This window comes from Azorhizobium caulinodans ORS 571 (assembly GCF_000010525.1).
In the GTDB taxonomy this organism is placed as follows: domain Bacteria; phylum Pseudomonadota; class Alphaproteobacteria; order Rhizobiales; family Xanthobacteraceae; genus Azorhizobium; species Azorhizobium caulinodans.
In genome coordinates this window covers 4,594,005-4,615,161 of record NC_009937.1, presented here as the reverse complement: position 1 = coordinate 4,615,161, position 21,157 = coordinate 4,594,005, and the positions used below count along the sequence as shown (strand labels likewise).

Below are 21,157 nucleotides of genomic sequence, written 5' to 3'. Positions count from 1 at the left end.
CGTCGCTTTCCGACTGCGCCAACCTCTGGCTTGTCCGCGAAGGCTTATGTCAGGCTGGCAGGTCAGGAAGACCTGTCGGTTTCGGCCAGCGCGAAAAAGCCGAGGCCCGCTGAAGCGGGGCCATGGCCAAACGGCAGGGGGAGATGGCTCGGGTCCGTCTCTCCTCCTGTGCCGGGATCGCGGATGCGCCTCCCTATGCACGGGATGGTCTGAGAGTGTTCCGGCCGGCACGCATATGGCGCATTGGCTTTCCGGCTCCGCCAACGGCGGATTGGTCCGCATGCGCTCGGCTGCCCGCAGGCGCGGATGGCCGACACTCCGGCCGGGAGGGTCGGCTCGTTTCGGGGTGCCCAAAAGCAAAGGCCCCGCCGAAGCGGGGCCTTGACTGGAGAGGTGTGGGCGAACGGCTCAGGCCGCCTCTTCCGCCTCGATGTCCTGGTCGATCTCGCTGTCCTCGACCTCTTCCGCCTTGCCGGCACCCCGCTTGGGGCCCTTCTGGAGGTTCTGCTCGATCAGCTTGACGGACTCGGTCTCGGTGATGTTCTGCACGGCCGAGAGTTCGCGGGCCATGCGGTCCAGCGCGGCTTCATAGAGCTGGCGCTCGGAATAGGACTGCTCGGGCTGCGCGTCAGAGCGATAGAGGTCGCGGACCACTTCCGAGATGGCGATGAGGTCGCCGGAATTGATCTTCGCCTCATACTCCTGGGCACGGCGGCTCCACATGGTGCGCTTGACGCGGGCGCGGCCCTTCAGGGTCTCCAGCGCCTTGGTCACGACCGGGCCTTCCGACAGCTTGCGCATGCCCACCGAAGCGATCTTCGGCACCGGCACGCGGAGCGTCATTTTGTCCTTCTCGAAGGAGATCACAAACAGTTCGAGCTTGAAGCCCGCGACTTCCTGTTCTTCTATGGAGGTGATTCGGCCGACGCCGTGAGAGGGGTACACGATGTGTTCTCCCGTCTTGAAGCCAAGACGGGCCTGCGCGCTGCTCTTCTTTGTCGACATGCTTTGAACCGCTCCTGATCAGGCCCGGAGGCCGGATCGTCCTGACACGCGCGCGCCGATGACCGGCTTTTCGACGGGTGCGTGACTTGTGCTGACGACTGGGCTACGGAAGATCCGGCAGCCCGCTGGCAGTCGAAATCAACAATCAATCCTTCGCGCCAAGCCGTACCCCGCGGCCGGACACGCCAAACTCTCGCCCCTATGTCCCGAGAATGCGCAGATGATATGAGCGCGGGATGGTTGACTGAGACGCAATCGACTGTAACACCTTACATAACACAAAAATCACCTGAATGAAAGCGTCGTTCATTTTCGCGCAAGCGATCCGGCGCAGGGCACGCATGCGATTCTGCGGGGCCGTTCCGTTTTGGAAGTGGTCATATAAACATTTCTTTATATCGTTATTGATGCTGCTGCCGGGTCGTGCTACGTCCCCGGCACTCGGCTGGCGTGCCGCAGCATGCCGCGCCGCCTTGAGGCCCCGACAGGGAGAGCAGACATGACCGATTATGTGGTGAAGGACATCAATCTCGCCGATTGGGGCCGCAAGGAGCTCGACATCGCCGAGACCGAAATGCCGGGCCTCATGGCCACCCGCGCCGAATACGGCCCGTCGCAGCCGCTCAAGGGCGCGCGCATCGCCGGCTCCCTGCACATGACCATCCAGACCGGCGTGCTCATCGAGACGCTGAAGGCGCTGGGCGCGGACGTGCGCTGGGCCTCGTGCAACATCTATTCGACCCAGGACCACGCCGCAGCCGCCATCGCCGCCGCCGGCACCCCCGTCTTCGCCGTGAAGGGCGAGACGCTGGAGGAATACTGGGAGTACACCCACCGCATCTTCGAGTGGGCCGACGGCGGCACCCCGAACATGATCCTGGACGACGGCGGCGACGCCACCCTGCTCGTCCACCTCGGTCTGCGCGCGGAAAACGGCGACACCGCCTTCCTCGACGGCGCCACCAATGAGGAAGAGGAAGTCCTCTTCGCTGCCATCAAGCGCCGCCTGAAGCACAAGCACGGCTGGTACACCCAGCTCGCCAAGAACATCCGCGGCGTGACGGAAGAGACCACCACGGGCGTGCACCGTCTCTACGAGATGCAGAAGAAGGGCACGCTGCTCTGGCCTGCCATCAACGTGAACGACAGCGTCACCAAGTCCAAGTTCGACAACCTCTACGGCTGCCGCGAGAGCCTCGTGGACGGCATCCGTCGCGGCACGGACGTGATGATGGCCGGCAAGGTCGCGATGATCGCGGGCTTCGGCGACGTGGGCAAGGGCTCGGCCGCTTCGCTCCGCAACGCCGGCTGCCGCGTGCTCGTCTCCGAGATCGACCCCATCTGCGCCCTGCAGGCGGCGATGGAAGGCTATGAGGTCACCACCATGGAAGACGCCGCGCCGCGCGCGGACATCTTCGTGACGGCGACCGGCAACCTCGACGTCATCACCGTGGACCACATGCGCGCCATGAAGGACCGCGCCATCGTCTGCAACATCGGCCACTTCGACAGCGAAATTCAGGTCGCCGGCCTGAAGAACTTCAAGTGGCACAATGTGAAGCCGCAGGTCGACGAGGTCGAGTTCCCCGACAAGAAGCGCATCATCCTTCTCTCCGAAGGCCGCCTCGTGAATCTCGGCAACGCCACCGGCCACCCGAGCTTCGTGATGTCCGCCTCCTTCACCAACCAGACGCTCGCCCAGATCGAGCTCTGGACGAAGCCGGGCCATTACGAGAAGAAGGTCTACACGCTGCCGAAGCATCTCGATGAGAAGGTGGCGGCGCTTCATCTCGAAAAGATCGGCGTGAAGCTCACCAAGCTCTCCAAGGTGCAGGCCGATTACATCGGCGTGCCGGGCGAGGGCCCCTTCAAGCCCGAGCACTACCGCTACTGATCGCGAAAGCGGCCGCGCCCGAAAGGCGCGGCCATCCATTCTGGCTGGTGCGGGGCTGAGGTGCCCTGATCCGGCACATTGTCAGCCGGTCCGATCGGAGCTAGGTGTGAGCGGCAGCCGATGCTTCGGCCGCGTGTTCTAGGGGGCAGCCTTGGACCGTTTCGACCGGAAATCGGGACGCATGGTGCGCGCCCGATCGAGAGTGAGTGTCGTGCGCGTGCCGCTCCCATCCCTTCCGTCGCCACAGCAACCGTGAACGACCGGAACGCGAGCGATGGCCTTGAGCTTCAGTCGTGATCGTTCCCGCGCCCTGCCGCTCGCCGCGGAGATCGGCGCGCTGGGCGTCGTCTTCGGCGATATCGGCACCAGTCCGCTTTATGCCCTGAAGCAGGGCGTGCTGGCGGTTGGCGGCACGGACTTCACCAGCGCCGACGTGATGGGCCTCCTGTCGCTCATCACCTGGAGCATCATCCTTTCCGTCACCGTCAAATACGTGATGCTTGTCCTGCGCGCCGACAATGATGGCGAAGGCGGCATCCTCGCGCTCGTGACGCTGCTCGACCTGCATCGCAGCGCCATCGGTCTGCGCTGGTATCTTCTGGCGGCCGGCCTCGTGGGCGCCGCCATGCTCATCGGCGACGGCGTGCTGACGCCGGCCATGTCGGTGCTCTCGGCGATCGAAGGCCTTCAGGTCATCTCGCCGGCCCTGCTGGATTGGATCGTGCCGCTCACCGTGCTGGTGCTGGCGGCGGTGTTCCTGTCGCAGCGCCTCGGCACCGAGCGGATCGCCAGTTTCTACGGCCCCATCATGGTGCTCTGGTTCGGCTCGCTGGCGGTGCTGGGCGTCTATGGCATCATGCAGGCGCCTGAAGTCCTGGCGGGCCTCGACCCGCGGGCGGGCTTCCATACGGTCACCACCCATCCGGGTCTTGCCGGCGTCATCATCGGCGCCTGCTTCCTCGCCATCACCGGCGGCGAGGCGCTCTATGCGGACCTCGGCCATTTCGGCCGCAAGACCATCGCCCGTGCCTGGCTGTTTGTCGCCATGCCGGCGCTGCTGCTGAACTATTTCGGACAGGGTGCCATCCTGCTGCGCGACCCGCAGGCGGTGCGCAATCCCTTCTACGACCTCTGCCCGGACCTGTTCGATATCCCGCTGCTGTTCCTCGCGACGGCGGCGACGGTGATCGCCTCTCAGTCCATCATCACCGGCGTGTTCTCGCTGGCCAAGCAGGCCATCGAACTCGGCTACCTGCCGCCCATGCGCATCCGCTACACCAGCGAGCACAACGAGCAGCACATCTATGTCGGCCGCCTCAACTGGCTGCTCATGGTGGCCTGCATCGCCGTCGTGCTCGGCTTCGAGGCCTCCGACCGCCTCGCCTCGGCCTATGGCATCGCGGTGGCCTTCGCCATGGTCACCACCTCCATCCTGTTCGTGGCGCAGGTGAACCGGGCGTGGAAATGGCCCAAGCCCGCGGTGATCGCGCTGGGTATCGGCCTGTTCAGCCTTGATGCGGCGTTTGCCTCTGCCAACCTCACCAAGCTGCATGAGGGCGGCTGGCTGCCGCTCACCATCGCCGGCATCGTCATCTTCGTGATGGTGAGCTGGCGGCGGGGCCTCGAGGGGGTGGTGGCGCAGCAGCAGCGCTTCACCGAGCCGCTCGATGAATTCGTGCTGCGCGGCGATCGCGCCTCGGATGCGGAGAGCCCGCGCACCGCCATCTTCCTGTCCCGCGCCGGTGCCATGACGCCGGTGGCTCTCTCGCGCATGGCGGACCTGCTGAAGGTGCGCTTCCAGCGGGCGGTCATCGTCTCGGTCTGGATCGCCGCCCGGCCGCGCGTCTCGGTGGATGACCGGGTGCGGGTGACCAATCTCGACGGCGGCTTCATCCGCGTGGACCTGCGCTTCGGCTACATGCAGCAGATCGACGTGCCCTCGGTGCTCGGGCCGGCGCTGAGCGCCCGTGGCGTCGATCCGGACGAGGCGATCTATGTGATCGGCCACGAGCGCATCATCCCTCCGGACGAGGTGGTGCGGGGCCGCGACGTGGTGGCCCACGTCTTCGCCTTCCTCGCCCGCAACGCCGAGCGCTCGGTGGACCGCTTCGGCCTGCCGCGCAGCCGCACGGTCGAGATCGGTTATCCGGTGAAACTTTGAAAATCGGGCCGCGTGCCTTGGGCGCGCCGTCTTGAGGCTGTAGGGCTTCAATGCAAGGATGGTGGCGACGTAGCGTCATCCCATCCGATCCGGGCGGTTCGCCGGTGGACAATGGGGCGGGCGGGCCGTCTGCGGGGACACGGTGCGTGATGAGCTTTCCTAAGACGGTTTGGCGTTTCCTGCGGGACCGCGTGGGCCTGCATGGCTTGGGATTTATCCTGAGCCTCGTGGTGATCGGCTTTGCCATCACCGTCCTGTACAAGATGCTGCACAACCTCAACGTGGCCGACGTGGTCGCCGCGCTGAAGGCGAAGAACCCGCTGCACGTGGCCGCGGCCTTCATTCTCGTGGCCTGCGCCTATCTGACGCTGACCTTCTATGACTGGTTCGCGCTCCGGACCATCGAGAAACCGCACGTGCCCTATCGCGTCGCCGCGCTCTCCGGCTTCTGCTCCTATTCGGTCGGCCACAACGTGGGCTTCACGGTCTTCACCGGCGGCTCCGTGCGCTACCGCATCTATTCCGCCTGGGGCCTCTCAGCGGTGGACGTGGCGAAGATCTGCTTCGTCGCGGGCCTGACCTTCTGGCTCGGCAACATTGCGGTGCTGGGCCTCGGCATCGTCATCCATCCCGACGCGGCGACCGCCGTGGATCAGCTTCCGCCGCTGGTGAACCGGCTGATCGGCATCGGCGCGCTCGCCGTGCTGGTGGGCTATGTGTGGTGGGTCAGCGCGGCGCCGCGCAAGATCGGCCGCTCCAACTGGTTCATCACGCTGCCGGCGGGCAAGACGACGCTGCTGCAGATCGGCATCGGCATCCTGGACCTCAGCCTGTGCGCCGCCGCCATGTACATGCTGATGCCGGCGAGCCCCTATATCGATCCCATCTCGCTGGCGGTCATCTTCGTCACCGCGACGCTGCTGGGCTTCGCCAGCCATGCGCCCGGCGGCCTCGGCGTGTTCGACGCGGCGCTGCTGGTGGCGCTGCCGCAGTTCGACACCGGCGAGATGGTCGGCGCGCTGCTGGTGTTCCGGCTGTTCTATTACATCGTGCCCTTCGCCTTCGCCCTGTCCCTGCTGGGTGGGCGGGAGCTCTACCTCGGGCGGCTGCGGGCCCGCGGAGCGGCGGAAGCCGCGGCCGAGGCGGCCACCGCGAAGGACACGGTCGTTCCCGAGAAGAAGCACGTCACCGCCGCCGAGTGAGGCTTGCGGTGAGAACGGACCTGCGGCGGCGATGCCGGCCGCAGGGGCCTAGGGCGCGGAGGGGGCAGCCAGAAGGTTGAGCCCCGGCACCGCCGCCACCGCCGATTTCGGCAGCTTCACCGTCTGCACGCCATGGGGCACCATGAACTGGCGCGGGTCCTGAGGGCCGCGCGTCAGCGCGGTCGCTTCATAGACCAACTGCGGCTTGCCCTGGATTTCCACATGGGTGCGCAGGGCGATGCCGTCGGCCGTGATGCAGGCGGTGGTGGGGCCGGCGGTGGTCTGGCTCGGCACCGGATCGATCTTCCAGAGGTCGCAGGCTTCGCCCGCCACCGTGTCGGTGCCGGTCTTGGTGCCCGAGCCGGTGAGGGCGGCGAAGCTGAAGCTGGGCGGCAGGTCCGTCTGCATCGCCATCTTGGGCATGGACGGCACCATCAGTGCCACCTTGCCGGACTTCAGGTCGGCGATGCCGACGATCAGGGTGGGCGAGGATTTCGGCAGCAGTTCCAGGCGCATGCGCCCGTCCGCATAGGCGAGGTCGAGAGAGCCCCCGTCGCGCAGGACCGCCTTCAGGGCGAAGTCCGCGGAAGGGTAGGGCAGGGGATCGGCAGCGGCGGCGCCGAGGCCCGCGGCCAGGGTCGTCACCGCCAGAAGACCCGTACGAATGGACATGGTTTCGTCCCGTCAGATACACGCCGCCACAGCGCAGCCTGCATGGAAAGAGTTCTATAGGAGAACAGGTTCCCTTGAAGGAACTTTGAATCACACCCTGCGGCGAAAATAGGGACCGCCGCTTTGTCGTATTGCTTTCGCAGCCCGAATTCACCATCACCCGATTAACGAATCGAAGAAGGCCGGCTCGCCGCGCCTTCCGTTGCCAGAGGTCACGCCCATGTCGGGCCGCAATGTGAGGCGCGCCGGTCCTGTAACCGGCGGGAGAGCGCTGCCATGAACGAGCCTGCCGAGGCGCGCGACGCCGCGTCCGCGCCGCCGTTCTGGCGGCAGCCGCGCCTGTGGATCGGCCTGATCGCTGCCATCGTGCTGGTGGCCATGCTGAGCGGCGAGATGGCGCCCGGCGTCGGGCTGCCTTTGCTGGTGGTGGCGGTCATCGGCTTTTTTGCCTGCGCCATCCTCACCGGAGAGCCGCCGGTGCTCCAGCGTCTCGCCGAGAAGGTGCGGCCCCAGGAGGACCACGTGGAGGGTGAGCCGGCGGTGCATGCGCTGATCGCCGCTCTGCCGGAACCGGCATTGCTGCTCACGCCCACCGGCGAGATCCGCACCGCCAATTCCCGCGTGGCGCTTGCCATCGGCCCGGCCAAGGTGGGCGATCCGCTCTCCTTCCTCGTGCGCGTGCCCGAGGTGCTGGAAGCGGTGCGCATGGCGGCCGAGGACGGCATCCCCCGACGCGTCGAGTTTGCCGAGCGCATCCCACTCGACCGCTGGCTCGAGGCCCACGTGGTGCCCGTCCAGCTGAAGCCGCGCCCCGACGCTTCGGGCTCGAAGGGAGCGGCGCCGGCACCGTCGAAGCCGGACGGCGTGCTGCTGACGTTCCGGGACCTCACCGCCCAGCGGCGCAGCGAGCAGATGCGGGCCGACTTCGTGGCCAATGCCAGCCACGAACTGCGCACCCCGCTCGCCTCCCTCTCCGGCTTCATCGAGACGCTGCTGGGTCCCGCCAAGAACGACGCCGCTGCGCGCGAGCGCTTCCTTGGCATCATGGGCGCGCAGGCCCGCCGCATGTCGCGCCTCATCGACGATCTGCTCTCGCTTTCGCGCATCGAACTCAACGTGCACGTGCGGCCGGACACGGTGGTGGACCTGTGCGGCATCCTCTCCCATGTGCGCGACACGCTCGGCCCGCTGGCGCAGGACCGCGCCATCACCATCACGCTGGAGACGGACGGGAGCGCCATGCCGGTGCGCGGCGATCGGGATGAACTCATCCGCCTGTTCGAGAATCTGGTGGAGAACGCCCTGAAATACGGCGGCACCGGCCAGAACGTGGATGTGCGCATCGCCCGCGAGCCGGGGACGCAGGGTGACGTGGCTGCGGTGAGCGTGCGGGACTATGGGCCGGGCATCGCGCCGGAGCATCTGCCCCGCCTGACCGAGCGCTTCTATCGGGTGGACGTTGCGGCGAGCCGCGACCAGGGCGGGACGGGTCTCGGCCTCGCCATCGTCAAGCATATCGTCGCCCGCCATCGGGGCCGGCTGATGGTGGAGAGCACCCCCGGAAAGGGGGCAACTTTTACCGTGCGCCTCGACCTCTCCGATGACGCTGCGAAAAACTCAGTAAATACAGCGGCTTGATCCGTCATTCAGGTGTCACGAACCAGTCATAGAAGGTTCGGGCCAGACCGCTATGTGTGGGCGGTCCAAAGTTGCGTCAGGACGGGAACGTCCCGTGGCAGCACCTGATTGGCAATGGAGAGAACCCCGTGAAGCTCACCCATATTCTCGGCGCAGCCCTCGCTGTGGCCGGCACCCTCGTCGCCGGTAACGCGTCTGCCCTCGATTTCAACGGCGCTGGCGCGTCCTTCCCGGCCCCGGTCTATCAGTCCTGGGGTGCGAAGTATAAAGAGAAGACCGGCAACGGCCTGAACTACCAGTCCATCGGCTCCGGCGGCGGTCAGAACCAGATCATCAACCGCACCGTGGACTTCGGCGCCTCCGACGCCCCTGTTGAGGGTCCGAAGCTGGCCTCCAACAACCTGCTGCAGTTCCCGGCCGTGATCGGCTCCATCGTCGCCACCGTGAACCTCGACGGCATCCAGACCGAGCAGCTCAAGCTGACCGGCCCGGTCCTCGCCGACATCTACCTCGGCAAGATCACCAAGTGGAACGACAAGGCGATCGCCGACCTCAACGCCGGCGTGAAGCTCCCCGACCAGGCGATCGTCCCGGTGTATCGTTCGGACGCCTCGGGCACCTCCTACGTCTTCACCTCCTACCTCGCTGAAGTCAGCGCGGACTGGAAGGCCAAGGTCGGCGCCGCCACCTCCGTGCAGTGGCCGACGGGCGCGGGCGCCAAGGGCAACGAAGGCGTTGCCGGCACCGTGAAGAACACCAAGGGCGCCATCGGCTACGTCGAGTTCGTGTACGCCGCCGCCAACAAGCTGGTCGTGACCCAGCTCCAGAACAAGGCCGGCAAGTTCGTCGCCCCGACGGTCCCGGCCTTCATGGAAGCCGCCGCTGCCGCCGACTGGGCCGGCTCGAAGGACTTCGCCGCCTCCATGCTGAACACGCCCGGCGCCAATGCGTGGCCGATCGTGTCCGCCACCTACATCCTGCTGCCGAAGAACCCCACCAACGTGGACGCTTCCAAGGAAGTGATGAAGTTCTTCCAGTGGGCCTACACCAAGGAAGGTGGCGAGATCGCCGAGAAGCTTCACTACATCCCGCTCCCCGAGGCGGTCGTGAAGCGCGTCGAGGAAGCCTGGAAGGCTGAAGTGAAGGCTCCGGACGGCAAGCCGGTGTTCTGATGATCCTCCGGCCCGCACCTTCGCCGGTGCGGGCCGGTCCCTCCGCGGAGGGTGCCGGGCTTGTCCCGGCTTTTTGAATGCAATGCGTGCAGGATGCCATGGCGCTGCCGCCCGCACGGACGCCGGAGCAGGGGGCTCCTGGCGACGTGGATGAAAGACCCACACCGGCACTGGACGCAGCCGGGGGACGCAGGAAGGGCTGGGAATGGACGCGACGATCGATACCAGGGATGACATGGGCCGAATTCCCATTCATCAGGCCAAGCGCATCGGCGGACTGTCCGATCCGCTGTTCGTGGGCGCCCTGTGGGCCTGCGGCATCCTCGTTCTCGTGCTGCTCGGCCTGATCATCGGCCAGCTCTTCCTCGGCGGCCTGCCGGCCCTGCGCGAGTTCGGCCTCGACTTCCTCTGGAGCCCGAGCTGGAACCCGGTCACCGAGAAATACGGTGCGCTGGTGATGATCTATGGCACGCTGTTCAGCGCCATCATCGCCGTCATCGTCGCCCTGCCGCTCTCCTTCGGCATCGCCTTCTTCCTCACCGAGATCGCGCCGCAGCAGCTCAAGCGCCCCATCGGCGTTGCCGTGCAGCTGCTCGCCGCCGTGCCCTCCATCATCTACGGCATGTGGGGCTTCTTCATCGTGGCGCCGCTGATGGCCGCCTATGTGCAGCCCCCGCTGATCGAGTGGCTGGGCCCGATCCCGGTGATCGGCGCGCTCTTCCAGGGCCCGCCGCTGGGCTCGGGCATGTTTACCGCCGGTCTCATCCTGGCGGTGATGATCGTGCCCTTCATCACGGCCATGTTCGTGGAGACGCTGGAATCGGTTCCGCCCATGCTGAAGGAATCCGCCTACGGCGTCGGCTGCACCACCTATGAGGTCTACAAGAACGTCTCCGTTCCCTACGGCCGCACGGCCATGGTGGGTGCGATCATGCTCGGCCTCGGCCGCGCGCTGGGCGAGACCATGGCGGTGACCTTCGTCATCGGCAATGCGACCCGCCTCTCGGCCTCGCTCTTCGCGCCGGGCGCCACCATCGCCTCCACCATCGCCAACGAATTCCCCGAGGCGCCGATCGGCTCGCTGAAGCTCACCTCGCTCCTGCAGCTGGGCTTCATCCTGTTCGTCATCTCCTTCATCGTCCTCGCGCTGTCCCGCGCGCTGGTGCGTTCGCGCCTCGACTGAGAAAGAACCGAACCATGGCTTCGCTCGCCGCCCGCCGGGCCAAGGACACGACCGTCAAGGCGATTTCCGTCGGATTCGCCGCCCTCGCCATCCTTCTGCTCGCATGGATCCTGCTCACGCTGCTCGCCAAGGGCCTTCCGGCGCTCGGCACCAACGTCTTCACGCGCATCACCATGCCGCCGGGCCAGAACGGCGGCCTCTTGAACGCCATCGTCGGCTCGCTCATCCAGATCGGCCTCGCCCTCGTCATCGGCGGTCCGATCGGCATCTTCGCCGGCACCTTCCTCGCCGAGAACGGCAAGGGCACGAAGATCGGCTCCGCCGCCCGCTTCGTGAACGACATCCTGCTCTCTGCGCCGTCCATCCTGGTCGGCCTCTTCATCTATCAGCTGCTCGTCGTGCCCTTCGGCGGCTTTTCGGGCTGGGCGGGCTCCATCGCCCTCGCCATCCTGGTGATCCCGGTCATCGTGCGCACCACCGAGGACATGCTGAACCTCGTGCCGGTGGGCCTGCGCGAAGCCGCCTTCGCGCTCGGCGCGCCGCAGTGGAAGGTGGTCATGATGGTGACGTGGCGCGCGGCCCGCGCCGGCATCGTCACGGGCGTGCTGCTGGCCATCGCCCGCGCCGCCGGCGAGACGGCGCCGCTGCTCTTCACCTCGCTCGGCAACAATTCCTGGTCGGTGGACCTGTCCAAGCCGATGGCCAGCCTGCCGATCGCCATCTATCAGTATGCGGGCAGCCCCTTCGACGACTGGGTGGCCCTGGCCTGGGCCGGCGCGCTGCTCATCACGGTGGGCGTGCTGGTGCTCAATGTGGTGTCGCGGCTCGTCCTGGCGCGGTCGCACTGACCGGGCCGGCTTCCCTACGCAATTCCGCCCGCTGCGCCGGGCCCCGAGATCCGAACGAGGCTAGACCATGACTTCCGCCGTCGATCCGAACCTCAGCATGTCCACCAGCGTGTCGGCCAAGCCCGGCGCCCCGGACGCGCCGACGAAGATCCAGGTCAACAAGCTGAACTTCTACTACGGGCAGAACCACGCCCTGAAGAACATCAACTTCACCATCCCGGAGAAGCGCGTGACGGCCATGATCGGCCCGTCCGGCTGCGGCAAGTCCACGCTGCTGCGCGTCTTCAACCGCATGTACGACCTCTATCCCGGCCAGCGCGCCGAGGGCGAGGTCATGTTCGACGGCGTGAACGTGGTGGGCAAGGATCTGGACTCCACCGTGGTGCGCAGCCGCATCGGCATGGTGTTCCAGAAGCCGACGCCCTTCCCCATGTCCATCTATGACAACATCGCCTTCGGCGTGCGCCTGCACGAGAGCCTGTCCAAGTCGCAGATGGACGAGCGCGTCGAGAGCTGCCTGCGCAAGGCGGCGATCTGGGAAGAGACCAAGGACCGTCTCCACACCTCGGCGCTCGGCATGTCCGGCGGCCAGCAGCAGCGCCTGTGCATCGCCCGCACCATCGCGGTGAAGCCGGAAGTCATCCTGCTGGACGAGCCCACCTCGGCGCTCGATCCGATCTCCACCTCGAAGATCGAGGATCTGATCGACGAGCTGAAGCAGGAATTCACGATCGTCATCGTGACCCATAACATGCAGCAGGCGGCGCGCTGCGCCGACCGCACGGCGTTCTTCTACCTCGGCGAACTGGTGGAGGTCGGCCCCTCGGACGTGATCTTCACCAATCCGAAGGAGATCAAGACGCGCGACTACATCACTGGCCGGTTCGGCTGACGCGGCACGGGGAGGTTTTGATGCCTGAACATACTGTTTCCTCTTTCGATGCCGAGCTGAAGGAACTGGGCCGCAAGATCGTCGAGATGGGCGGCCAGGCCGAGCGTCTGGTGGCCGATTCCGTCGGCGCCCTGATCCGCCGGGACGGCACCGCCGCCCAGCGCGTGGTGGTGATGGACGCCGCCATCGACCACATGCAGCGCGACATCGAGGAAAAGGCGGTGCTGGTCATCGCCAAGCGCCAGCCCATGGCCAGCGACCTGCGCGACATCGTGGCCACCCTGCGCATCTCCAACGATCTGGAGCGCATCGGTGACCTCGCCAAGAACGTCGGCAAGCGCGTGCTGGCCATCGAGGGCGAGTATCACCCGCAGAAGCTGGTGCGCGGCGTCGAGCACATGACCGACCTCGTGCTCGAGCAGCTCAAGGAAGTGCTGGACGCCTATGCCGGCCGCGACGAGGCCAAGGCGCTCGAGGTGTGGCGCAAGGATGCCAGCGTCGACACCATGTACACCTCGCTGTTCCGCGAACTCCTCACCTACATGATGGAAGATCCGCGCAACATCTCGGTGTGCACGCACCTCCTGTTCTGTGCCAAGAACATCGAGCGCATCGGCGACCATGCCACCAATGTGGCCGAGACCGTCTATTACATGGTCACCGGCAACATGCTCTCCGACGACCGCCCGAAGGCGGATGCGTCCAGCGAGACCACGGTGACCTTCCCCACCCGCACCCTTCAGGGGTAAGCCAACGTGCCTGCGCGCATTCTGATCATCGAGGACGAGGAGCCGCTGACGCTCCTCCTGCGGTACAACCTCGAGAGCGAGGGTTACGCCGTCGACAATGTGGGGCGGGGTGATGAAGCCGAGACGCGGCTGCGCGAGAGCGTGCCCGATCTCGTCATCCTCGACTGGATGCTGCCGGGCCTTTCGGGCATCGAGCTCTGTCGCCGGCTGCGCACGCGGCCGGAGACGGAGCGCCTGCCTGTCATCATGCTGACCGCGCGCGGCGAGGAGACCGAGCGGGTGCGCGGCCTTGCCACGGGCGCCGACGATTATGTGGTGAAGCCCTTCTCCGTGCCGGAATTGCTGGCGCGCGTGCGGGCGCTGCTGCGCCGGGCCAAGCCCGAGCATGTGGCGACCCTGCTGCGGGCCGGCGACATCGAACTCGACCGCGAGACCCATCGGGTCCACCGCTCGGGCCGCGAGGTGCATCTCGGTCCGACCGAGTTCCGCCTGCTCGAGTTCCTGATGCAGAGCCCTGGCCGCGTCTTCTCCCGCGAGCAGTTGCTCGACGGGGTGTGGGGCCAGGACGTTTATATCGACGAGCGCACCGTGGACGTGCACGTGGGCCGCCTGCGCAAGGCGATCAATCGCGGCCGCCAGCCCGATCCCATCCGCACCGTGCGCGGCGCCGGTTATTCCTTCAACGAAATGTTCGCCCGCGCCCATTGAGGGGCGCGGTGCGCCACGCCATCTGCCGTCCGATGGCCGCGTGGGTGGCGCGAGGGAGGCTGAGCATGGCAGGTCTGGTGCGCATGTCGGGTCGCGTCCTGAAAGCGGCGGCCCTCGCCCTGGTGCTGCTGCTTCCCCTCGCGTCCATCGGCGCACAGGCGCGGCCCAACACGCGCGCTATGACCTGCGACCAGGCGGCGCGGCTGGTCGCCCGGGCCGGCGGCATCGTGCTCGACACCTCCGCGACCACCTTCGACCGCTATGTGAGCGATTTGCGCTTCTGCATGCCGCAGCAGGCGCTGCGGCCGGCCTTCGAGCCGACGCGCGACAATCCGCAATGCTTCATCGGCTACACCTGCTACGACCCCGCCAAGGGAGACTGGCGCTGGGGCTGGGGCTGGTGAGCCGCCCGCTGGCAGCAGGCCGCGGCTGAGCCTATGTTGGACCGGTCGCCGGAGACGGCGGCGAACGCCACAAGGGGCCGCGCCGAACGCGGCTGCGGGAGTTAAGGATCATGAACAACTGGTCGCGCGCTGTTCTGGCGCCGGTTCTGCTGGCCGGTGCCGTCGTCGCCTCCGGGGCGGCGCTTGCGCAGGGGCTGCCGGACAGCCGCAAGATGAGCTGTGCGCAGGCCACCGGCATGGTGCGTCAGCAGGGTGCCGTGGTGCTCGCCACCTCTCAGCTGGTTTACGACCGCTATGTGGTGAGCGGGGCCTATTGCCCCATGGACCAGCAGACCAACCCGGCCTGGGTGCCGACCCGCGACAATCCGCAGTGCTTCGTGGGCTATACCTGCTACGACCCGACGCGCGACCGGCGCTGACCGATGCGCGCCCGGCGTGTCATCCGCGCCGGGCATTGTCTTCGACAGTCATAAGCCCCTGAAAACCGAAGCCCCGCCGGAGCGGGGCTGGGTCAGGACAGATCAGAGACGGGCCACCCGGCGGTCCCGCCGGCGATCCTGGACCGGCTGGTAGGCCATCCGGGCGTGGGTGGTGCAGTAGGGCATGCCGGGAAGGCTGCGTCCGCCGCAGAAATAGAAGGCGTCCGTCCCCGGTTCGCCCACCGGCCACCGGCAGGTGGCTTCCGTGAGATTCATGATCGTGCAGCGCTGGCCCATCGGCACGATGTTGGCGGAGGGCTGAGCCTCGGGCGCGGGCGCCGGAGCGGTCTCCACCAGTTCCTCGAAGGCCGGGGCGAGGGCGGTGTTGCCGATGGTCGCCGGACGGGTCGGGGCCTGGGGGCGCGGTGCGGGCGCCTCGGGACGGGCGGCCTTGCGCGGACGGGCCGCGACGGCCGGAGCCTTTGCCCGGCCCGACAGGCCGAGACGGTGAACCTTGCCGATCACGGCATTACGCGTGATCCCGCCGAGTTCAGCCGCGATCTGGCTGGCCGACAGTCCTTCGCTCCAGAGCTTTTTCAAGAGTTCGACGCGCTCGTCGTTCCAGCTCATCGCTCGCCTCCTTGGCTGCCTCATCGAATCCCCGGCCGCTTCCTGCGACGCGCTGTCCGCGCGCAGGACTGGGGAGCCGACGCCACTTGGGAACGGTGCCGCACGACATCTCGTAGGCGGCGAGTGGGAAACTACAATATGGGGGCTGGGTCGCGAAGAGTCAGAATCACGCAGCCGGCTGTTTTCCCCAAGTCGTTGCGAAAACGTTAACCAAGCTAGGTATGTTGACCCCGCGTGGGCGATAGCTAGAATCACCCATGTCGGGCTGCCCCGCTTGGGCGGCCTTTTTCCGTTTGTCCCTGCGCCACTCCGGCGCTCAACCCTCGTGAGGAGGGGTTCCCGTGATATCCCCCGTTCTGCCGACCTATGCACGCATCAACCTGGAATTCGAGCGGGGAGAGGGCTGCTGGCTCGTGACGACGGACGGGCGACGTTATCTCGACTTCACCGCCGGCATCGCGGTCAATGTGCTGGGTCACGCCAATCCCTATCTGGCGCAGGCCCTGACCGAGCAGGCGGGCAAGCTCTGGCACACCTCGAACCTGTTCCGCATCGCCGGCGGCGAGCGGCTGGCCGAGCGCCTCACGCAGGCGACCTTCGCCGATACGGTCTTCTTCACCAATTCCGGTGCGGAAGCGCTGGAGTGCGCCATCAAGATGGCGCGCAAATACCAGTATGTCTCCGGCCATCCCGAGCGGAACCGCCTCATCGCCTTCGAGGGCGCCTTCCACGGACGCACGCTCGCGACCATCGCCGCCGGCGGCAATGCCAAGTATCTCGAAGGCTTCGGCCCCGAGCTGCCGGGCTTCGACCATGTGCCCTTCGGCGATCTGGAGGCGGTGAAGGCGGCCATCGGCCCCGCCACCGCCGGCATCCTGCTGGAACCCATCCAGGGCGAGGGCGGTGTGCGCGTGCCGCCGTCCGGCTTCCTCGCCGCCCTGCGGGCGCTGTGCGACGAGCACGGCCTGCTGCTGGTGCTGGACGAGGTGCAGAGCGGCGTCGGCCGCACCGGCAAGCTGTTCGCCCACGAATGGGCGGGCGTCACGCCGGACATCATGTCGGTCGCCAAGGGCATCGGCGGCGGCTTCCCCATGGGCGCCTGCCTCGCCACGGAAGAAGCGGCCAAGGGCATGACGCTGGGCACCCACGGCTCCACCTATGGCGGCAACCCGCTCGCCATGGCGGTGGGCAATGCGGTGCTGGACAAGGTTCTGGAGCCGTCCTTCCTGGAGCATGTGAACCAGATCAGCCTGCGCTTCACGCAGCTTCTGGCCGGCGTGAAGGACCGCCATCCCGGCGTCATCGCCGAGGTGCGCGGCCAGGGCCTGCTGCTCGGCCTGCGCGCCAATGTGCCGGCGGGCGATCTCGTGGTGGCGCTGCGCGAGGAGGGCCTGCTGGCCCCCGGCGCCGGCGACAATGTTGTGCGCCTCCTGCCGCCTCTGGTGGTCAGCGAGGAAGAAGTGAAGCTTGCGGCGGAAAAGATCGAGGCGGCTTGCCGGCGGATCGAGGACGGGCTTGCAGCCGCGCCGGTGAAGGGGGCCGCCGAATGAGCGGGAATGGTGTGCGTCACTTTCTGGATCTGACGGATCTGGAGGCAGTGGACCTGCGCGGGGTGCTGGAGCTCTCCAAGCAGCTGAAGGCCAAGCGCAAGGCGGGAACCGAGGAGAAGCCGCTGGCGGGCAAGTCGCTCGCCATGGTCTTCGACAAGCCCTCGACCCGCACGCGCGTGTCGTTCGATCTGGCCATGCGCCAGCTCGGCGGCGAGACCATCATGCTCACGGGCGCGGAAATGCAGCTCGGGCGCGGCGAAAGCATCGCCGACACCGCCCGCGTGCTGTCGCGTTTCGTGGATGCGATCATGATCCGCATCCTGAGCCATGAGGACCTGCTGGAACTGGCGAAATTCGCCACCGTGCCGGTCATCAACGGCCTCACCCGCGTGTCCCATCCCTGTCAGGTGATGGCCGATGTGCTCACCTTCGAGGAGCACAAGGGCAGCATCGAGGGGCGCAGCGTGGCCTGGACCGGCGACGCCAACAATGTGCTCGCCTCGTGGGTTCACGCGGCGGCGCAATTTGACTTCACCATCAATGTCGCGACGCCCAAGGAGCTGTCTCCGCGTCAGGCCCTGAAGGAGTTCGTCAAGCGCACGCAGGCCAAGGTGCGCTTCATGCGCGATCCGGAAGAGGCGGTGGAAGGCGTCGATTGCGTCATCACCGACACCTGGGTCTCCATGGGCGACAAGGAGGCCGAGCGCCGTCACAACCTCTTGAAGCCCTATCAGGTGAACGCCAAGCTCATGGCGCGCGCCGCGCCCGACGCCATATTCATGCATTGCCTGCCCGCCCATCGCGGCGAGGAGGTGACGGATGAGGTGATGGACGGCCCGCAGTCGGTGGTGTTCGACGAGGCGGAGAACCGTCTGCACGCCCAGAAGGGCATCCTCGCCTGGTGCCTGGAGAAGGCGAGCGCCTGATCCCCTCGCTTGGCCGGCCCCGCATGGGGCCTGTAAGGCCGAGTGGACGGACGGGTGCAAAGAGCGCAATCCTTGCGGCCCCGGTCCATGACCGGGGCCGTTGTCATGATGTGGAGTCCCGATGGCTGAAGAGGAAAAGCAGCCCCGCCTCGATGCGGATGACTGCGTGACGCCGTTTCAGGTGGAGGCCCTCGATGTGCGCGGGCGGGTGGTGCGCCTCGGCAGCGTGCTCGATGGCGTGCTCGCCCATCACACCTATCCGGCGGCGGTGAAGCGGCTGATCGGCGAGGCGGTGGTGCTGGCGACCCTGCTCGGCTCGTCTCTGAAGTTCGAGGGCCGCTTCATTCTCCAGACCCACACCGACGGTCCCGTCGACATGCTCGTGGTGGATTTCGTGACCCCCGACAAGATCCGCGCCTATGCCCGCTTCGACCGCGAGGCGGTGGAGGCGGCGGTGCTGGCCAATGCCGCGAGCCCGGCCGCGCTGCTCGGCAAGGGGCATCTGGCCATGACCATCGATCAGGGTCTGTCGGTCAATCGCTATCAGGGCGTTGTGGCGCTGACGGGCGAGGGGCTGGAAGAGGCGGCGCACGAATATTTCCGCCAGTCCGAGCAGATCCCGACCCGCGTGCGTCTCGCCGTGGGCGAGGAATTGCAAGCGGGCGGCGGCTCGTCCTGGCGGGCGGGCGGGCTGCTCGCGCAGTTCCTGCCGGCCGAGGCCGGCCGCGCGGCGCAGGCGGACTTCCATCCGGGCGATGCGCCGGAGGGCACCGAACTCCACCAGGTGGATGACGACGAGGCCTGGGCCGAGGCGCAGGCACTCGCCGGCACCATCGAGGATGTGGAACTGGTGGATAAGACGCTGACCAGCGACCGCCTGCTGTTCCGCCTCTTCCACGAGCGCGGGGTGCGGGTGTTCGAGCCGCAACTGCTGAAGGCCCAGTGCTCCTGCTCGCGCGAGCGGGTGGCGGGCGTGCTGAAGAGCTTCACCCGCGAAGAGCAGAAGGAGATGGTGCAGGACGACGGGCGCATCACCGTCACCTGCGAATTCTGCGGCCGCACCTATGGGTTCGCGGCGGAAGAAGTGTTCGATCAGCTGGATTCCTGAAGACCGATGACGGGCGCGCCGCGCCCGTCATCCGCATATCGTCACCGCCACCAGAAGCGCGGCACCACGAGCACCAGCACGGTGACGATTTCGAGCCGCCCCAGCAGCATGGCGAGCGTCAGCACCGCAATGGCCGGCTCGCTCAGCCCGCCGTAGTTGGAGGCCGGCCCCACCAGCGGCCCGAGGCCCGGCCCCACGTTGGCGAGGCAGGCGATGGCGGCGGAAAGCGCGGTGCGCAGATCGAGCCCGAGCATGCTCAGGATGACGCTGATCACCACGAAGCTCGCCACATAAAGGAAGATGAAGCCGAGCACCGAGGCCACCACGTCGTCGGAGACCGGCGCGCCGCCATAGCGGATCGGGAACTGGCCGTTGCGGTAGGAGATGCGCTTGAGATGCTGGCGCACGGCTTTCAGCGCGATGAGGATGCGCAGCGACTTGAGGCCGCCGGAGGTGGAGCCGGTGCAGCCGCCGAGGAACATGGCGATGAAGAAGATGGCGTCCGACAGCGGGCCCCAGTTCGTATAGTCCACGGCCATGAAGCCGGTGGTGGACATGAGCGAGGCCACCGTGAACAGCGCCCCGCGCAGTGCCGGCTCGCCGCTGGCGATGCCCTGAAAGGTCTGCTGCAGGAAGGACGCCACCGTGAAGACGGCGACGAGCCCCAGAAACAGACGCACTTCCGGATTGCGGAACAGCTTGCGCACGTCGCCCGAGAAGGCCCGCACATAGAGCGGGAAGGGCAGGGCCGCCGCTAGCATGAAGACGATGGCCACATAGTCCACCGCCGGATTGGCGAAGACGGCCAGCGAGGAATCCGAATTGGCGAAGCCGCCGCTCGACACCGTCGACATGGCGAGCGTCACGGCATCGAAGGGGCGCATGCCGGCGAGCCCGTAGCCGATGGCGCACAGCAGGGTCAGCACCCCATAGGCGGCGAGCAGCCCTTTGGCGACGGAGCCGGCGCGCGGCAGGAATTTCTCCGAGCGGTCGGAGGACTCGGTGCGGAAGAGCTGCATGCCGCCGATGCTCAGCGCCGGCAGCACGGCGATGGCGATGACCACGATGCCGATGCCGCCGAACCAGTGCAGCATGTTCCGCCACAAGAGCACGCCCGGCGCCATGGCATCGAGCCCGCTCATGACGCTGGCGCCCGTGGTGGTGAGGCCGGACATGCTCTCGAACAGCGCCTTCACCGGGGAGAGGCCGCTCGGACCCCAGGCGAGCGGCAGGGCCGCGAACAGGGCAAGCACCACCCAGACCGAGGTGGTCAGCAGGAAGGCCTGCCGCAGATCGAGCCGCATGGGCCCGGCGGAGCGGCCCGACACGATCATCAGCACGCCGACGAAAATGGTGACGGCGGCGGAGCCCACGAAGGCGCTCTCCCCCGCGACGCCGGCCCTGAGATCGGCGAGGGCGGGCAGCACCATGCTGGCGCCGAGGATGGCGAGCAGCGTGCCGATGGTGGCGGCAAGCGGCCGCAGGTCGAGCGCCGGGGTGGAGCCCCTCTGCACCCGCGCGGCATTGGCAAGGCTCATGGCGATAAGGTCGTCAGTTCAGGATGCGGGCCATGTGGGGCACGTCCAGCGAGAAGGCCGGCACCTCCACCGAGAAGGTCTCGCCCGTCTCGGCGAGCATGTCGTAATGGCCCGACATGATGCCGGTGGGGGTCGAGAGGGGCACGCCGCTTGTATATTCGAAGCGCCCGCCCGGCGGCAGCACCGGCTCTTCGCCCACGACGCCCGCGCCATGCACCTCTTCCACATGGCCGTGGGCATCGGTGATGACCCAATGCCGGGACTTGAGCTGCACGCTGACCTTGCCGAGGTTCACCACCTCGATCGTATAGGCCCAGAAATGGCGGCCCTGATCCGGCTCCGACCGTTCCGCCACATAGCGGGGCGTGGCTGTCACCTGGATCTTGCGCGTCGTGGCGCGGTACATGATCGCGCGTCCTCCCCCTTCGCACGGCGCACCTCTGCCGGCTGCGCGGTCA

Annotated in this window: 20 protein-coding genes; 15 read left to right on the top strand and 5 right to left on the bottom strand. The window is 67.1% G+C overall.

Annotated elements, in window-relative coordinates; genetic code table 11:
- Positions 1-408 precede the first annotated feature (408 nt).
- Positions 409-1,005, bottom strand: a complete 597-nt coding sequence (locus AZC_RS20735; protein ID WP_012172563.1) for a CarD family transcriptional regulator — start codon at positions 1,003-1,005, stop codon at positions 409-411.
- 499 nt (positions 1,006-1,504) lie between these two features.
- Between AZC_RS20735 and ahcY the strand changes: the two genes are divergently transcribed.
- The 3 genes from ahcY to AZC_RS20720 all read left to right on the top strand — a co-directional run bounded on the left by ahcY (position 1,505) and on the right by AZC_RS20720 (position 6,262).
- Complete coding sequence (gene ahcY / locus AZC_RS20730) at positions 1,505-2,899, top strand: adenosylhomocysteinase (protein WP_043879661.1); 1,395 nt, start codon at positions 1,505-1,507, stop codon at positions 2,897-2,899.
- Between the two features lie 274 nt (positions 2,900-3,173).
- Positions 3,174-5,060 carry a potassium transporter Kup gene (locus AZC_RS20725; RefSeq protein ID WP_173362981.1) on the top strand — a complete coding sequence of 629 codons (1,887 nt, stop codon included), beginning with the start codon at positions 3,174-3,176 and terminating at the stop codon, positions 5,058-5,060.
- A gap of 149 nt (positions 5,061-5,209) precedes the next feature.
- A complete protein-coding gene (locus AZC_RS20720; RefSeq protein WP_043879660.1) occupies positions 5,210-6,262 on the top strand; it encodes a lysylphosphatidylglycerol synthase domain-containing protein in 1,053 nt (350 codons plus the stop codon).
- Between the two features lie 48 nt (positions 6,263-6,310).
- On the opposite strand, the gene AZC_RS20715 is transcribed toward AZC_RS20720, so the two are convergent.
- Positions 6,311-6,934 carry a hypothetical protein gene (locus AZC_RS20715; protein ID WP_012172559.1) on the bottom strand — a complete coding sequence of 208 codons (624 nt, stop codon included), beginning with the start codon at positions 6,932-6,934 and terminating at the stop codon, positions 6,311-6,313.
- A 276-nt stretch (positions 6,935-7,210) separates the two neighbouring features.
- On the opposite strand from AZC_RS20715, the gene AZC_RS20710 reads away from it, so the two are divergent.
- The 9 genes from AZC_RS20710 to AZC_RS20670 all read left to right on the top strand — a co-directional run bounded on the left by AZC_RS20710 (position 7,211) and on the right by AZC_RS20670 (position 14,947).
- Positions 7,211-8,572, top strand: coding sequence for an ATP-binding protein (locus tag AZC_RS20710; protein WP_012172558.1), 1,362 nt, complete (start codon positions 7,211-7,213; stop codon positions 8,570-8,572).
- Between the two features lie 128 nt (positions 8,573-8,700).
- Positions 8,701-9,744, top strand: a complete 1,044-nt coding sequence (pstS, locus tag AZC_RS20705; protein ID WP_043879659.1) for a phosphate ABC transporter substrate-binding protein PstS — start codon at positions 8,701-8,703, stop codon at positions 9,742-9,744.
- Positions 9,745-9,949: 205 nt separating this feature from the next.
- Positions 9,950-10,927, top strand: coding sequence for a phosphate ABC transporter permease subunit PstC (pstC, locus tag AZC_RS20700; RefSeq protein ID WP_012172556.1), 978 nt, complete (start codon positions 9,950-9,952; stop codon positions 10,925-10,927).
- Positions 10,928-10,941: 14 nt separating this feature from the next.
- Positions 10,942-11,775 carry a phosphate ABC transporter permease PstA gene (pstA, locus tag AZC_RS20695; protein ID WP_012172555.1) on the top strand — a complete coding sequence of 278 codons (834 nt, stop codon included), beginning with the start codon at positions 10,942-10,944 and terminating at the stop codon, positions 11,773-11,775.
- Positions 11,776-11,872: 97 nt separating this feature from the next.
- Positions 11,873-12,667 (top strand): phosphate ABC transporter ATP-binding protein PstB, encoded by a 795-nt coding sequence (pstB, locus tag AZC_RS20690; protein ID WP_244421883.1) that lies wholly within the window; start codon positions 11,873-11,875, stop codon positions 12,665-12,667.
- 20 nt (positions 12,668-12,687) lie between these two features.
- Positions 12,688-13,416: a phosphate signaling complex protein PhoU gene (gene phoU, locus AZC_RS20685; RefSeq protein ID WP_043879658.1), complete on the top strand. Its 729-nt coding sequence runs from the start codon at positions 12,688-12,690 to the stop codon at positions 13,414-13,416.
- Positions 13,417-13,422: 6 nt separating this feature from the next.
- On the top strand, positions 13,423-14,124 hold the full coding sequence (gene phoB, locus AZC_RS20680; protein WP_012172552.1) for a phosphate regulon transcriptional regulator PhoB: 702 nt from the start codon (positions 13,423-13,425) through the stop codon (positions 14,122-14,124).
- Positions 14,125-14,189: 65 nt separating this feature from the next.
- Positions 14,190-14,528: a hypothetical protein gene (locus AZC_RS20675; RefSeq protein WP_244421748.1), complete on the top strand. Its 339-nt coding sequence runs from the start codon at positions 14,190-14,192 to the stop codon at positions 14,526-14,528.
- A gap of 110 nt (positions 14,529-14,638) precedes the next feature.
- Positions 14,639-14,947 carry a hypothetical protein gene (locus tag AZC_RS20670; RefSeq protein ID WP_012172550.1) on the top strand — a complete coding sequence of 103 codons (309 nt, stop codon included), beginning with the start codon at positions 14,639-14,641 and terminating at the stop codon, positions 14,945-14,947.
- 102 nt (positions 14,948-15,049) lie between these two features.
- Here AZC_RS20670 and AZC_RS20665 read toward each other — a convergent pair whose 3' ends face one another.
- Positions 15,050-15,577, bottom strand: a complete 528-nt coding sequence (locus AZC_RS20665; RefSeq protein ID WP_012172549.1) for a GcrA family cell cycle regulator — start codon at positions 15,575-15,577, stop codon at positions 15,050-15,052.
- Between the two features lie 341 nt (positions 15,578-15,918).
- Between AZC_RS20665 and AZC_RS20660 the strand changes: the two genes are divergently transcribed.
- The 3 genes from AZC_RS20660 to AZC_RS20650 all read left to right on the top strand — a co-directional run bounded on the left by AZC_RS20660 (position 15,919) and on the right by AZC_RS20650 (position 19,161).
- The gene (locus AZC_RS20660) at positions 15,919-17,127 is read left to right on the top strand and encodes an aspartate aminotransferase family protein (RefSeq protein ID WP_012172548.1); all 1,209 of its coding nucleotides are present in this window, start codon (positions 15,919-15,921) and stop codon (positions 17,125-17,127) included.
- Positions 17,124-18,053: an ornithine carbamoyltransferase gene (gene argF / locus AZC_RS20655; protein WP_012172547.1), complete on the top strand. Its 930-nt coding sequence runs from the start codon at positions 17,124-17,126 to the stop codon at positions 18,051-18,053. Before AZC_RS20660 ends, argF begins: the two co-directional genes overlap by 4 nt.
- Positions 18,054-18,174: 121 nt before the next feature.
- A complete protein-coding gene (locus AZC_RS20650) occupies positions 18,175-19,161 on the top strand; it encodes an Hsp33 family molecular chaperone (RefSeq protein ID WP_012172546.1) in 987 nt (328 codons plus the stop codon).
- 41 nt (positions 19,162-19,202) lie between these two features.
- On the opposite strand, the gene AZC_RS20645 is transcribed toward AZC_RS20650, so the two are convergent.
- Together AZC_RS20645 and apaG are read right to left on the bottom strand one after the other, a co-directional pair.
- Positions 19,203-20,699 carry a TrkH family potassium uptake protein gene (locus AZC_RS20645; RefSeq protein WP_012172545.1) on the bottom strand — a complete coding sequence of 499 codons (1,497 nt, stop codon included), beginning with the start codon at positions 20,697-20,699 and terminating at the stop codon, positions 19,203-19,205.
- A 13-nt stretch (positions 20,700-20,712) separates the two neighbouring features.
- Positions 20,713-21,105 carry a Co2+/Mg2+ efflux protein ApaG gene (gene apaG / locus AZC_RS20640; RefSeq protein WP_012172544.1) on the bottom strand — a complete coding sequence of 131 codons (393 nt, stop codon included), beginning with the start codon at positions 21,103-21,105 and terminating at the stop codon, positions 20,713-20,715.
- Between the last annotated feature and the right edge of the window lie 52 nt (positions 21,106-21,157).

What these genes read in the sequence shown, in the direction of transcription:
- AZC_RS20715 (WP_012172559.1), bottom strand. Translation starts at nt 6,934, where the DNA reads ATGTCCATTCGTACGGGTCTTCTGGCGGTGACGACCCTGGCCGCGGGC.
- pstA (WP_012172555.1), top strand. Translation starts at nt 10,942, where the DNA reads ATGGCTTCGCTCGCCGCCCGCCGGGCCAAGGACACGACCGTCAAGGCG.
- AZC_RS20650 (WP_012172546.1), top strand. Translation starts at nt 18,175, where the DNA reads ATGGCTGAAGAGGAAAAGCAGCCCCGCCTCGATGCGGATGACTGCGTG.
- apaG (WP_012172544.1), bottom strand. Translation starts at nt 21,105, where the DNA reads ATGTACCGCGCCACGACGCGCAAGATCCAGGTGACAGCCACGCCCCGC.
- pstC (WP_012172556.1), top strand. Translation starts at nt 9,950, where the DNA reads ATGGACGCGACGATCGATACCAGGGATGACATGGGCCGAATTCCCATT.
- ahcY (WP_043879661.1), top strand. Translation starts at nt 1,505, where the DNA reads ATGACCGATTATGTGGTGAAGGACATCAATCTCGCCGATTGGGGCCGC.
- AZC_RS20670 (WP_012172550.1), top strand. Translation starts at nt 14,639, where the DNA reads ATGAACAACTGGTCGCGCGCTGTTCTGGCGCCGGTTCTGCTGGCCGGT.
- AZC_RS20710 (WP_012172558.1), top strand. Translation starts at nt 7,211, where the DNA reads ATGAACGAGCCTGCCGAGGCGCGCGACGCCGCGTCCGCGCCGCCGTTC.
- AZC_RS20725 (WP_173362981.1), top strand. Translation starts at nt 3,174, where the DNA reads ATGGCCTTGAGCTTCAGTCGTGATCGTTCCCGCGCCCTGCCGCTCGCC.
- AZC_RS20675 (WP_244421748.1), top strand. Translation starts at nt 14,190, where the DNA reads ATGGCAGGTCTGGTGCGCATGTCGGGTCGCGTCCTGAAAGCGGCGGCC.
- pstB (WP_244421883.1), top strand. Translation starts at nt 11,873, where the DNA reads ATGTCCACCAGCGTGTCGGCCAAGCCCGGCGCCCCGGACGCGCCGACG.
- AZC_RS20720 (WP_043879660.1), top strand. Translation starts at nt 5,210, where the DNA reads ATGAGCTTTCCTAAGACGGTTTGGCGTTTCCTGCGGGACCGCGTGGGC.
- argF (WP_012172547.1), top strand. Translation starts at nt 17,124, where the DNA reads ATGAGCGGGAATGGTGTGCGTCACTTTCTGGATCTGACGGATCTGGAG.
- phoU (WP_043879658.1), top strand. Translation starts at nt 12,688, where the DNA reads ATGCCTGAACATACTGTTTCCTCTTTCGATGCCGAGCTGAAGGAACTG.
- AZC_RS20665 (WP_012172549.1), bottom strand. Translation starts at nt 15,577, where the DNA reads ATGAGCTGGAACGACGAGCGCGTCGAACTCTTGAAAAAGCTCTGGAGC.
- AZC_RS20735 (WP_012172563.1), bottom strand. Translation starts at nt 1,005, where the DNA reads ATGTCGACAAAGAAGAGCAGCGCGCAGGCCCGTCTTGGCTTCAAGACG.
- AZC_RS20645 (WP_012172545.1), bottom strand. Translation starts at nt 20,699, where the DNA reads ATGAGCCTTGCCAATGCCGCGCGGGTGCAGAGGGGCTCCACCCCGGCG.